The organism is Mycobacterium sp. 1164985.4, assembly GCF_001668575.1.
Classification (GTDB): domain Bacteria; phylum Actinomycetota; class Actinomycetes; order Mycobacteriales; family Mycobacteriaceae; genus Mycobacterium.
The window spans coordinates 63,010-75,262 of the sequence record NZ_LZMD01000053.1; the positions used below are offsets into that span (position 1 = coordinate 63,010).

Annotated in this window: 12 protein-coding genes; 8 read left to right on the forward strand and 4 right to left on the reverse strand. The window is 67.7% G+C overall.

The genetic code is table 11. The annotated features are described in order from the left end of the window. The 4 genes from A5650_RS08630 to A5650_RS08645 are packed head-to-tail and all read left to right on the forward strand — an operon-like array spanning nucleotide 1 to nucleotide 4,074. Nucleotides 1-654, forward strand: coding sequence for a DUF4129 domain-containing protein (locus A5650_RS08630; protein ID WP_067289037.1), 654 nt, complete (start codon nucleotides 1-3; stop codon nucleotides 652-654). Further along, nucleotides 651-1,793: a DUF4350 domain-containing protein gene (locus A5650_RS08635; protein WP_067289040.1), complete on the forward strand. Its 1,143-nt coding sequence runs from the start codon at nucleotides 651-653 to the stop codon at nucleotides 1,791-1,793. The genes A5650_RS08630 and A5650_RS08635 overlap by 4 nt, the downstream gene beginning before the upstream one ends. Beyond that, a complete protein-coding gene (locus A5650_RS08640; RefSeq protein ID WP_067289043.1) occupies nucleotides 1,790-2,752 on the forward strand; it encodes an AAA family ATPase in 963 nt (320 codons plus the stop codon). Before A5650_RS08635 ends, A5650_RS08640 begins: the two co-directional genes overlap by 4 nt. Continuing rightward, complete coding sequence (locus A5650_RS08645; RefSeq protein WP_067289047.1) at nucleotides 2,752-4,074, forward strand: DUF58 domain-containing protein; 1,323 nt, start codon at nucleotides 2,752-2,754, stop codon at nucleotides 4,072-4,074. Before A5650_RS08640 ends, A5650_RS08645 begins: the two co-directional genes overlap by 1 nt. Here A5650_RS08645 and A5650_RS08650 read toward each other — a convergent pair. Further along, nucleotides 4,071-5,063, reverse strand: a complete 993-nt coding sequence (locus A5650_RS08650; RefSeq protein WP_067289050.1) for a stage II sporulation protein M — start codon at nucleotides 5,061-5,063, stop codon at nucleotides 4,071-4,073. The genes A5650_RS08645 and A5650_RS08650 overlap by 4 nt on opposite strands. 28 nt (nucleotides 5,064-5,091) lie before the next feature. Here A5650_RS08650 and A5650_RS08655 point away from each other — a divergent pair, with 28 nt between their 5' ends. The 3 genes from A5650_RS08655 (at nucleotide 5,092) to A5650_RS08665 (ending at nucleotide 7,715) form a co-directional block, all read left to right on the forward strand. Continuing rightward, nucleotides 5,092-5,946 (forward strand): RDD family protein, encoded by an 855-nt coding sequence (locus tag A5650_RS08655; protein ID WP_067289053.1) that lies wholly within the window; start codon nucleotides 5,092-5,094, stop codon nucleotides 5,944-5,946. Between the two features lie 122 nt (nucleotides 5,947-6,068). Further along, complete coding sequence (locus tag A5650_RS08660; protein ID WP_067289056.1) at nucleotides 6,069-6,797, forward strand: PadR family transcriptional regulator; 729 nt, start codon at nucleotides 6,069-6,071, stop codon at nucleotides 6,795-6,797. A gap of 45 nt (nucleotides 6,798-6,842) precedes the next feature. After that, a complete protein-coding gene (locus A5650_RS08665) occupies nucleotides 6,843-7,715 on the forward strand; it encodes an oxidoreductase (protein WP_067289062.1) in 873 nt (290 codons plus the stop codon). Here A5650_RS08665 and glpK read toward each other — a convergent pair. Further along, the gene (gene glpK / locus A5650_RS08670; RefSeq protein ID WP_082950667.1) at nucleotides 7,712-9,238 is read right to left on the reverse strand and encodes a glycerol kinase GlpK; all 1,527 of its coding nucleotides are present in this window, start codon (nucleotides 9,236-9,238) and stop codon (nucleotides 7,712-7,714) included. The two genes, A5650_RS08665 and glpK, sit on opposite strands and share 4 nt — an antisense overlap. A gap of 36 nt (nucleotides 9,239-9,274) precedes the next feature. Between glpK and A5650_RS08675 the strand changes: the two genes are divergently transcribed. Further along, nucleotides 9,275-10,087, forward strand: coding sequence for a class I SAM-dependent methyltransferase (locus A5650_RS08675; RefSeq protein WP_502687056.1), 813 nt, complete (start codon nucleotides 9,275-9,277; stop codon nucleotides 10,085-10,087). Nucleotides 10,088-10,214: 127 nt separating this feature from the next. Here the strand turns inward: A5650_RS08675 and A5650_RS08680 are convergent, their stop codons facing one another. After that, nucleotides 10,215-11,357: an acyltransferase family protein gene (locus A5650_RS08680; protein WP_067289063.1), complete on the reverse strand. Its 1,143-nt coding sequence runs from the start codon at nucleotides 11,355-11,357 to the stop codon at nucleotides 10,215-10,217. A 10-nt stretch (nucleotides 11,358-11,367) separates the two neighbouring features. Then, the gene (locus A5650_RS08685; RefSeq protein WP_067289171.1) at nucleotides 11,368-12,201 is read right to left on the reverse strand and encodes an MBL fold metallo-hydrolase; all 834 of its coding nucleotides are present in this window, start codon (nucleotides 12,199-12,201) and stop codon (nucleotides 11,368-11,370) included. Nucleotides 12,202-12,253 lie beyond the last annotated feature (52 nt).

Genomic DNA, 12,253 nt, shown 5'->3' on the forward strand with positions numbered 1-12,253 from the left:
GTGCCGACGATAGACATCGACAGCGATGCCGCACACGAGGCCGCGCAGCGAGAACTCGCGAAACCGATCTATCCCAAGCCTTCCCTGACCGAACGGCTCAGCGACTGGATCGACGATCTGTTGTACCGGCTGGCGGCCGAAGGTTCTTCGATACCCGGCGGCTGGGTGACGATCACGGTCCTGCTGATCCTCGTCGCGGTTGCGGCAATCGTGGCGATCCGGATAGCGCGGCGGACCATGCGAACGGGCAGCACTCGCGACGCGGCGTTGTTCGGCGAGCACGAACTCACCGCGGCCCAGCACCGGGCCGCCGCCGAACGACACGCAGCGGCAGCCGACTGGGGCGCAGCGATCCGCCACCGCCTGCGTGCCGTCGCCCGCCAGCTGGAGGAGACCGGTGTGCTCGACCCGGTCCCCGGGCGCACCGCCACCGAACTCGCGCGTGACGCGGCCAGGGAGCTCGCCCACCTTGACGACGAGTTATACTCTGCGGCAACGGCATTCAACGACGTCACCTACGGTGAGATACCCGGCACTGCGGAGGCCTACAGGCTGGTGGCCGACCTCGACGACCGGGTGCGGTCGCGCAGCGCGGGCGCCTCCACCACCGCAACAGCGCCCGTGTCGTCCGAGGGCTGGGCGGAGATTCGATGACCACCGCAGTGGAACCGACGTTGCGTCAGCGATTCCGCGGGGTGCGCTGGATCGTGTTGGCGTTGGCGGTCATCGTCGCGTTCGCCACGCTCAGCGTCTACCTGACCGCACCCCGTCCCGGGGGACGGATGGATCCCGAGTCGACCGGCCCGGACGGCGCGCGGGCCCTGATCACACTGTTGCGCGAGCACGGCGTCGACGTCGTCGAAGCGCCCGATGTCGCGGCGGCCGAGGCGGCCGCCCGGCCCGACACCCTCCTGGTGGTGGTCCAGACCTATCATCTCGTCGACGGCGACGTGCTCGAGCGCCTGGCCGACTTGCCCGGTGATCGTCTGCTGGTACAACCGAACTCGCCCACTCGCCGGGCCCTGGCGCCGGAGGTGAGGCTGAGCGGAGCCACCGCGTTCGGCGGTGGTGAGCGGCCGGACTGCGATCTGCGCGAGGCCACCCGCGCCGGCGCCGTGCAGTTCAGCGTGAGCGACACCTACGAGGCGGCGACCGACGCCGTCGAGTTGACGCGCTGCTACGACGGCACCCTGGTTCGCTACACCGCCGACGGCCGGGACATCACCCTGATCGGCGATTCGGGGTTCATGACCAACGGTGGACTGCTGAAGGCGGGCAACGCCGCGCTCGCGATGAACCTCGCGGGCGCCGATCGGCGGATGATCTGGTACGCACCGCAGTTCACCGAGGGCGAATCCGACGGTGCCTCAAGTCTGTTCGATCTCGCACCGGAGCACGTGAGCTGGATCCTGTGGCAGCTCGTCGCCGTGGTGGCACTGCTGGCGCTGTGGAAGGGCCGCCGGATCGGCCCACTGGTCGCCGAACGCCTGCCCGTCGTCGTGCGAGCCTCCGAGACCGTGGAGGGACGCGGCCGGCTCTACCGTTCGCACCGCGCTCGCGACAGCGCCGCCGACGCGCTTCGCACCGCGGCGCTGCAGCGCATGCAGCCCCGCATCGGCCTGGGTGTCAATCCCGATCCGACCGCGGTGGTCCAGGCGGTCTCCGCGCAGTGCGACGTCCACCCCCAGTGGGTCGCGCACACCCTGTTCGGCCCACCCCCCGACGACGACGCCGCACTGGTCAACCTCGCACGGGAACTCGACAACATCGAAAGGCAGGTCACACGCTCGTGACTCAGGCAGGCGGAAACGATTCCGCGCGAACCGCATTGCTGGCGCTACGTGCCGAGATCGCCAAGGCTGTCGTCGGACAGGACGCCGTGGTCAGCGGACTGGTGATCGCGCTGCTGTGCCGCGGCCATGTTCTCCTCGAGGGAGTTCCCGGCGTGGCCAAGACCCTGATGGTGCGCACCCTGGCGTCCGCGCTGCAGCTCGACTTCAAACGCCTGCAGTTCACACCCGATCTGATGCCCGGCGACGTCACCGGCTCGCTCGTCTACGATGCGCGCACCGCGGAGTTCGAGTTCCGGTCCGGACCGGTGTTCACGAACCTGCTGCTGGCCGACGAGATCAACCGGACACCACCGAAGACGCAGGCCGCTCTACTGGAGGCGATGGAGGAACGTCAGGTCAGCGTGGAGGGCGAGGCGCGGCCGCTGCCGGACCCGTTCATCGTTGCCGCCACGCAGAATCCGATCGAGTACGAAGGCACCTATCAGCTGCCCGAGGCGCAGTTGGACCGGTTCCTGCTCAAGCTCAACGTGCCACTGCCGTCGCGCGACCAAGAGGTCGCGATCCTGAATCGGCATGCCCACGGCTTCGACCCCAGGGATCTGTCCGCCGTGCAGCCCGTCGCGGGCACCGCCGAGCTGGCCGCCGGACGCGCCGCTGTGCGACAGGTGCTGATCGCCGACGAGGTGCTCGGTTACATCGTCGATATCTGCACTGCGACAAGGCATTCACCCTCGCTGCAACTCGGGGTTTCGCCCCGCGGGGCGACGGCGCTGCTGGCGACCGCCAGGTCGTGGGCCTGGTTATCGGGGCGCAACTACGTCACCCCGGACGATGTCAAGGCGATGGCTCGCCCCACCCTGCGTCATCGCATTGCGCTCCGGCCGGAGGCCGAGCTGGAGGGCGCCACTCCCGACGGCGTGCTCGACGGCATTCTCGCGGCAGTACCGGTGCCACGCTAGTGATCCTGACCGGACGGGCCGCACTGGTCGCGCTGGTGTGCGTCCTGCCGATTGCGGCGTCGCCCCGGCCGGCGATGACGTTCGCCGTTCTGTTGGGCGCGCTCGTCGTGCTGATCGCGTTCGACGCCGCGCTGGCCGGCAACACCCGCCACGTGCGGTTCACCCGCTCCGGAGACAGCACAGCGCGGTTGGGCCAGGAGGTCACGACCGCGCTGCTGGTCGAGAACGCCGGCCGGCGTCGCGTGAAGGGGGTCGTGCGCGACGCCTGGCCGCCGAGTGCACAGGCCCATCCTCGCATCCAGGAGGTGGACCTTGCTGCGGGGCAACGGCTTCGGCTCACGACGAGGTTGCGTCCGGTGCGACGTGGAGACCTGGATTCGTCCTTGGTCACCGTCCGTGCGACCGGTCCGCTCGGGTTGGCCGGGCGACAGAGCTCGCATCGGGCCCCGAAGCGAGTCCGGATCCTGCCGCCGTTCCTGTCGCGCAAACATCTCCCCTCGCGGCTGGCCAAATTGCGTGAGCTGGAGGGCAATACGCCGGTACTGATCCGCGGTCAGGGCACCGAGTTCGACTCGTTGCGCGAATACGTCATCGGCGACGACGTCAGGTCCATCGACTGGCGGGCCTCTGCCCGCCGCGCCGACGTGGTGGTCAGGACGTGGCGCCCCGAACGCGACCAGCGGGTGGTGATCGTGCTCGACACCGGGCGCACGTCGGCGGGCCGCGTCGGAATCGATCCCACCTCCGAGGACCCGTCGGGGTGGCCGCGGCTGGACTGGTCGATGGACGCCGCGCTGCTGCTGGCCGCACTGGCCTCGCGGGCCGGCGACCACGTCGATTTCCTTGCCCACGACCGGGTCACGAGGGCCGCGATGTTCAACGCCTCGCGCACCGAACTGCTCGCACAACTGGTGGCGGCGATGGCCCCGATCGAGCCGGCGCTCATCGAGTCCGACGCCGGCGCCATGGTCGCCGCCGTCCTGCGCCGCGTCCGCAGGCGCGCGCTGGTGGTGTTGCTCACCGACCTCAACGCCTCCGCGCTCGACGAGGGACTGCTGACCGTGCTGCCACAACTCACGGCCAAGCACGGCGTGCTCGTCGCCGCAGTCGCCGACCCCCGCGTCGACACGCTCGCCGCGGGCCGCACGGACGCCCCGCAGGTCTACGACGCCGCCGCGGCCGAGCGGGCCCGTAACGAACGGCGGGCGATCGCCTCTCGGCTTCGGAGTCGAGGGGTCGACGTGGTCGATGCCCCGCCCGACGAGCTGGCGCCCGCACTGGCCGACCACTATCTGGCGATGAAGGCCACCGGGCGGCTTTAACCGATCGGCACGATATCGGGCGCGTCCTCGATGTCACCCGTCTCGCCGGTGCGCTCCGCTCTGCGTCCGAAGTGGAAGACGTACGCGAGGAACCCGATCTCGGCGGCGACGCCGATTGCGACGCGCGCCGCAGTGGGTAACGGCGACGGCGTCACCAGCGCCTCGATCAGGCCGGAGATCAACAGGATCGCCACCAACCCGCCCGCGACGGCGCCGATCGCACGACCCTGTTCGGCGAGCACCTGCCCACGCGGTCGATCACCTGGCGAGATCACGTTCCAGCCCAGCCGCATCCCCGCACCGGCCGCCAGGAACACTGCGGTCAGCTCGAGCAGCCCATGCGGGGCGATCAGGCCGAGGAAGACGTCGCCCTTTCCCGCGCCGAACATCAGCCCCGCGGCCACGCCGAGGTTGGCCGCGTTCTGAAACACCACATACGGGATCGGGATGCCGAGCAGAATCGCAAAACCCAGGCACTGCAACGAGATCCACGCGTTGTTCACCCAAACCTGTAGCGCGAACGAGGCCGCCGGGTGCTCGCTGTAATACGCGGCGAAGTCATTGTTGACCATCTGGTCGATCTCGTCCGGCGTCCCGATCATGGCCCGCACTTCCGGGCTGCCCGAAACCCATACGGCGATGAGCGCGGCGACCGCGAAGAACGCGAGGGCCGTGCCGATCCACCACCACCGGGAGCGGTAGGCGACCACCGGAAAGGACACCGTCCAGAACCGCACGAACTCGCGCCACAGCGGGGCGTGCGCGCCCGTCACCGCGGCCCGCGCCTGCGCGATCAGGCCCGAAAGCCTTCCGATCACCACGGGGTCGGCGCTCGCGGTACGCATGATCGACAGATGCGTCGACACGCGCTGGTACAGGTCGACCAACTCGTCGACCTCGGCGCCGGTGAGCTGTCGACGGCGCTTGATCAGCTGCTCGAGCCGGTCCCACGTCGGGCGGTGCGCGAGCACGAACGCGTCGACATCCACGCGCTGAATCCTAGTAGCGTTGACGCTTATGGTCTGGCAGCAGGAACCCGTCGTGACCGGCGACGCGGTGGTGCTCGACGTTCAGATCGCCCAGCTGCCCGTACGGGCGGTCGCGATCCTGATCGACATCACCGTCGTGTTCCTGCTGTACCTGATCGGGATACTGCTCTTCAGCCTGACGCTGACACAGCTGGACTCGGCGCTGTCGGCTGCCGTGCTCATCATCTTCACCGTCCTTGCGCTGCTCGGATATCCGCTCGTGTTCGAGACCGCAACACGCGGCCGATCGCTCGGCAAGATGGCGATGGGTCTTCGGGTGGTATCCGAAGACGGCGGTCCAGAACGCTTCCGGCAGGCCTTCTTCCGCGCGCTCGCGGGCGTCGTCGAGATCTGGATGCTGGCCGGCGGTCCCGCGGTTATCTGCAGCCTGGTGTCGGCCAAGGGGAAACGGCTCGGCGACATCTTCGCGGGCACCATCGTTATCAGCGAGCGGACGCCCCGGATGTCGCCCCCACCGCCGATGCCACCGCAGTTGGCGTGGTGGGCGTCGGCGTTGCAACTCTCCGGCTTACGCCCGGAGCAGGCCGAGCTGGCGCGCCAGTTCCTCAGCCGGGCTGAGCAATTGAATCCGACGGTACGTGACCAGATGGCCTACCGGATCACGACCGATGTCGTCGCTCAGATCTCTCCGCCACCGCCCCCCGGTGCGCCGCCGCAGCTGGTACTCGCCGCCGTGCTGGCCGAGCGGCATCGCCGGGAGTTGGCTCGACTGCAGGTGATGCCGCAGGCACCACCCCCGCCGGTGTGGCCGGGCCAGGGTCAGCCTGCGTGGCAGCCGGTTCCGCCGTCGTCCGAGAGCAGCGGTTTTACCCCGCCTGGCTAGCCATTCGCGGCGCCCCGACCGGCGATGCGTCGTTGGATCAGCAACCCACAGATCGTTGCATCGCGATAGTTTCCGATATATCGTCAATGTATCGGAGTGCCGCACTCGATCGAAGGAACCACATGACCAATCCGTTCAACCCGTCAAGTGCTTTCACCCCGCCTCCCGACGGCCTCAGCTTCATCCCGCTCGATCGCCGCTTACTACAAGACCAGTGGAGCCAGGTTCGGCACGCTCACCGTGCGCTGCGCGAGCAGCTTCGCGAACAGTTCCGTCAGCAGAACGCGGAAGGTGGCGGTGGCCGTATTCGTGGCTTCGTACCCGTCCCTGTCTTTCCCATGGGTCTCGACCCGCGCGCTGGATTCGGCATGCGTGGTGGTTTCGGGGCGGGCGGTGGCCGGCGTCGCGGCCGAGGCCGTCGCGGCGAGGTTCGCTCGGCAATACTCAAACTGCTCGCCGAGCGGCCCATGCACGGGTACGAAATGATCCAGGAGATCGCTGAACGCACCGCGAACCTATGGCGCCCGAGTCCGGGATCGGTGTACCCAACCCTGCAACTGCTCGTCGACGAAGGCCTGATCGTGGCCACTGAAAGTGACGGCAGCAAGAAGCTTTTCGAGCTCACTGATGCCGGACGCGCCGCGGCCGACAAGGTCGTGACCCCGCCATGGGAGGAGATTGCAGACAGTGTCGAGCCGGGCCACGTGAATCTTCAGAGCGCCGTCGCGCAGTTGACGGGTGCCATCGCACAGGCTGCGTACACCACGAACGAGGAAGAACAGCAGCGGATCGTCGAGATCGTGAACAACGCCCGCCGCGAGATCTACGGCATCCTCGGCGACTCCGAATAACCCCTAGCCGGAATAAGCCCGGCGGGAAGGGTGTACGGATTGAGTATGCAGACCTTCCCGCTGGGTTCTTTCCATGTCGGCCGCGTCGGATTCGGCGCAATGCAACTGCCGGGACCCGGGGTTCTCGGCCCACCGCGGGACCGTGACCACGCACGAGCCGTGCTGCGGCGGGCCGTCGAGCTGGGGATCAACCACATCGACACTGCGCAGTTCTACGGGCCCGACGTCGCCAACGAACTGATTCGCGAGGCGTTGCATCCCTACCCGGCCGACCTCGCGCTGGTGAGCAAGGTCGGTGCCGTCCGAGACGACGCCGGCGCGTGGCTACCCGCCCAGGAACCCGATCAGCTGCGGGCCAGCATCGAAGAAAACCTGCGCACCCTGGACACCGACCGGTTGGCCGCGGTCAACCTGCGTGTGCACTCCGGGGACCCCAGCGGCATCGCGCCGCTGGACCGCGGGTTGTTCGACCGTCAGCTGACCGCGATGATCAAGGCGCGCGAGGAAGGGCTGATCGGCGGCATCGGGTTGAGCAGCGTCGGCGTTGACCATCTGCGAATCGCGCTGGACCGCACCGACATCGTCTGCGTGCAGAACGCCTACAACCTCATCGATCGCAGCTCGCAGCCGGTGCTCGACGCGTGCGCCGAGCGCGGGATCGCGTTCGTACCGTTCTTCCCGCTCGGCTCGGGCTTCGTCGCCGACAATCCGGTGCTCGGCCATCCGGCGGTCAAGCGGGAAGCCGAAAAGCTCGGGCGTACACCGGCACAGATCGTGCTCGCCTGGACGCTGTCGGTGGCACCGAACGTGTTGCTGATCCCGGGCACGTCGTCGGTGAACCATCTCGAGGAGAACACCGCCGTCGCCGACATCGAACTCGACGAGGAGACCAAGCGCCAGCTCGACGCCTCTGCCTAATCGACGTCGACCCAGTCCAGCGTGCGCTGCACCGCCTTCTGCCAACCGGCGTAACCGGATTCGCGCTGCTCGTCGCTCCATGACGGCGTCCAGCGCCTGCCTTCCTGCCAGTTGGCCCGCAGGTCGTCCGCGTTCTCCCAGAACCCCACCGCCAGCCCCGCCGCGTAGGCCGCGCCCAGAGCCGTCGTCTCGGCGACGACCGGTTTGACCACGTCGACGCCCAGCACGTCGGCCTGGATCTGCATGCAGAGGTCGTTGGCGGTGATGCCGCCGTCGACCTTGAGGACCTCCATGTGAACCCCGGAGTCGGCCTCCATCGCGTCGACGACGTCGCGGCTCTGGTAGCAGATCGCCTCGAGCGTCGCGCGGGCCAGGTGGGCGTTCGTGTTGTACCGCGAGAGGCCGACGATCGCCCCGCGGGCGTCCGAACGCCAGTACGGCGCAAAGAGTCCGGAGAACGCCGGCACGAAGTACACGCCGCCGTTGTCCTCGACCTGGCGCGCCAGGGCCTCGCTCTGCGACGCACCGCTGATGATGCCCAGCTGATCGCGCAACCACTGCACCGCCGAACCGGTGACCGCGATCGAACCCTCCAGGGCGTAAACGGGTTTCGCGTCACCGAACTGGTAACACACCGTGGTCAACAGCCCGTTCTCGGACCGGACGATCTTCTCGCCGGTGTTGAGCAGCAGGAAATTGCCTGTGCCGTACGTGTTCTTGGCCTCCCCGGCCTCCAGGCAGACCTGACCGACCATCGCGGCCTGCTGGTCGCCGAGCGCGCCGGTCAGCGGCACCTGACCGGAGACGGGACCGTCGTCGCGGGTGATGCCGTAGGCCTCCGGGCATGACGACGGCTTGATCTCGGGCAGCATCTGTCGCGGAATGTCGAAGAACGACAACAACTCATCGTCCCAGTCCAGCGTCTCGAGGTTCATCAACATGGTGCGGCTGGCGTTGGTGACGTCGGTGACGTGCACCCCGCCGCGCGTTCCACCGGTCAAATTCCACAGCACCCAGGAGTCGGGGGTCCCGAACAGCGCGTCACCGTTCTCCGCGTCGCGGCGCACCCCGTCGACGTTCTCCAGGATCCACTGCACCTTGCCGCCGGAGAAATACGTCGCGGGCGGCAGGCCGGCCTTGCGGCGAATCACGTCACCGCGGCCGTCGCGGTCCAGCGCCGAGGCGATGCGGTCGGTGCGGGTGTCCTGCCACACGATCGCGTTGTAGTAGGGCCTGCCGGTCCGCTTGTTCCAGACCAGCGCGGTCTCGCGCTGGTTGGTGATGCCGAGCGCGGCCAGGTCGGTCGCCGACAGGTTCGTCTTGTTGAGCGCCGACATGATCACCGCCGCCGTGCGCTCCCAGATCTCGACGGGATTGTGCTCGACCCATCCCGCCTTCGGCAGGACCTGCTCGTGCTCGAGCTGGTGGCGGCCGATCTCGGCACCGCCGTGGTCGAAGATCATGCACCTGGTGCTGGTGGTGCCCTGATCGATCGCGGCGATGAACTCGGCGTTTCGAGCCAACGTGCACTCCCCTCTCGCTGCGGTCCGTCGTCCATCATGGACTACATGGCCGAAAAGCCCGCCGAGATCACGTCCGGAAGGCCGGCGACGTCGGCGATCGACCAGATGCCGCGCGGCGGTCCGGACGCGTCCTGCCTGGACCGATTGCTGCAGAGCGACCGAAAATCCGATCCGTCTACCGACGTCGCGCGCAGGCGCGGCGTGATCCGGGCGCTCGAGCTGACGGGTGGATGGTTCGGCAGTACCGAGCGATTCGCCGAGCTCGTGCTCGCACAGGTCGAAGACGTCGCGGACCCCAGGATCCTCGAGCTCGGCGCGGGCAACGGCGAGTTGTCGCGCAAGCTCCTCGACTGGCATCCGGCGGTTCGGTTGACGGTCACCGATATCGACGCAGCGGCCGTGGCGGCGATGGCCGCGAGCGATCTCGGTGCGCATCCACGCACGAAGGTTCGCGCGATGGACGCCACGGCGATCGACGCCGCCGACGGGTCATTCGACCTCGCGGTGTTCGCGCTGTCGTTTCACCACCTGCCGCCCGCGGCGGCCGTACGGGCGTTCGCCGAAGGCACCCGGGTGGCCGACACGCTGTTGATCATCGACCTCCCGCGGCCGCCGTCGCCGCTACACGTCATACGCCTGGCGACCGTGCTGCCGTTCGCGCGGCTGTTGCCGTTCGTGCGCGACGGCGTCGCGACCTCACTGCGTTCCTACAGTCCGTCGGCGCTGCGGGCACTGGCCGAACATGCCGATCCCGCAATCGAGGTCGAGCTGCGCGGCGGGCTACTGAGCCCTCAGGTCGTGGTGGCGCGACGCGCCGACGCGGCGCCGCGATCCAACGACCAACGCTGATAGCCGAACTCGATGAGGGCATCGAGCACGTCGTACAGACCCGGATGCCGTACCAACAGATACCCAATCATCCTCACGCCGAGGTTGATACCCCACTTTTCGCCCGCCAAACGTGTGACGCCGCAGGTCAGCTCCGCGGGCGTGTGATCCGATGCAGAAGCCACGCAACCGGAATCGTGAGAATCAGGGTCACGAGGAACAACACGACCACCGAACCGGTGTACACGGGCCACCGCAGCACCGACACCAGCGCGATCTCCATCACGATGACGTGCAGTAGGAAAATCTCGTACGAGATCTCGCCCAGCCACACCATCGGGCCGCTACTGAGTAACCTTGCGTACCAGCCGGTGTCACCGAGCGCCAGCGGGGCGACGACCAGTGTTGCGATCGCCGCGTAGAACACCACCTTTGCGATGTCCTCCCCGAGGTTCAGGGCCGGCGCGTCGGTGCGTCCGGCGATCGGCGTCGACACGACCAGATACGCAAATACCGCGAGCGGCAGCGCCAGTACCGCGTAGCATCGAATACCGTTGTACGCCAGCACACTCAAGGTCATACCGCCGATGAACCACACCAGGTAGTGCGGCAGCCACATTCCCGCCCCGTTCGGCAGCCAGTCGGTGGTGTGGATGACATACAGCCACAGCGGGCTCACCGCGGCGAGCGCCGCGAGCCCGGCCAACAGCACACCCGGTCGCCACCTCCGCCGGCACAGGACGATCAACAACAGATACGCCAACAACGGCAGTGCGGCGTAGAACGCCACTTCGACCGCGAGACTCCACATCTGGGTCAGCCCCTGATGCATGTAGGCGGTGATGTAGTTCGGGCTGTATATCTGGGTGAGCGTCAGATTGCGCAACAAGCCAAGCCACGTATGCCCGGGATTGGGCTCGATGGTGCGGAATTCGTATAGCGCGAACGCCACCAGGACCGTCACCACATAGGCGGGCATGATGCGGCGCACCCGATTTCGGGCGTATCGGCGAGTGCTCGGCGCCGCGCCACCGGTCGCTGCTGCCCGCACCCACCCGTTGAACAACAAGAATCCGGAGAGGACGAAGAAGATCGCGACGCCGATTTCCATGCGGGCGAACACCAGTCCGGCGTAACCGTGGTTGTAGGCGCCGGTGCCGTATGCGGCGTGGGTGGCCATGACGAGCAGCGCCGCGACGGCCCGGACACCCGTCAGCGAGGCGACCCGGTCGGCCCTGGAGACCTGTTCGAGCCCGCCTTGGTCGAGGTCGCTCGGCCATGGTGCTGACACCGCGTAAGTATCAAACGGTGACCGAGGAACCACGCTCCAATTCGATGATCCGGTCGGAGAGCCCGCGTCGCTTCATCTCGTCGACGAAGTCGGACAGCGGGGACGCGAACACCCCGTAGTCGTCGAAGTGCACCGGAATCATCCGGGGGAGCTCGAGGAGTTCGACCGCATCGGCGCCCTGCTGACCGTCCATCGTCACGGTCAGACCGAACGGCAGATGCCGGCCGAACGGCAGCCGCGTTCCTCCCAGGTGCAGCACACCCACGTCGATCGACTCGAAACGGACTGGAATCTCGCGTAATTCGTCGACGAGCAAGGTGTCCCCGGAGACGTAGAGCCGACGTCGGGCGGCCCCGTCGGTGAACTCGATCATGCTGCCCATCACCGGCGGCAGGAAGCGGTCGACGGGGGTGGGCGCGTGACGGCCGGGCAGGCTGGTGACGGTGACACTCATCGCCCCCTTGGTGATCGTGTGGTGCTGCCACGTGTCGAGGGCGAGCGCGCGGGCGAAACCCCGGTGTTCCAGCCGTTTGGCGGCGTGCGGAGTCGTCAGGATCGGCAGTCCCTGGTCGAGCCTGCTCTGCGACACCCGGTCCCAGTGGTCGCCGTGCATATGCGACAGCACCACCCCGTCGAGCGCGGGCAACTGTTCGATGTCGAGGGCCGGGCCTTTGCGCCGTTTGGACACCAACCCATAGCCGAGGTACGCATGCTGGCCCTGGTGCAGGAAGTTCGGGTCGGTCAACAGGGTTATCTGCTCTTCGCGCGAGCGCTCATCGCCGTCGTCCCGTCCGCCCGAGATCAACGTGGTGGCGTTGCCGATGAAGGTGACGGTGACATCCATCGTCTTCACCTACCCATCCCGCCCGGCTTTAAGCCGGTGTCCGGGTGGCGAG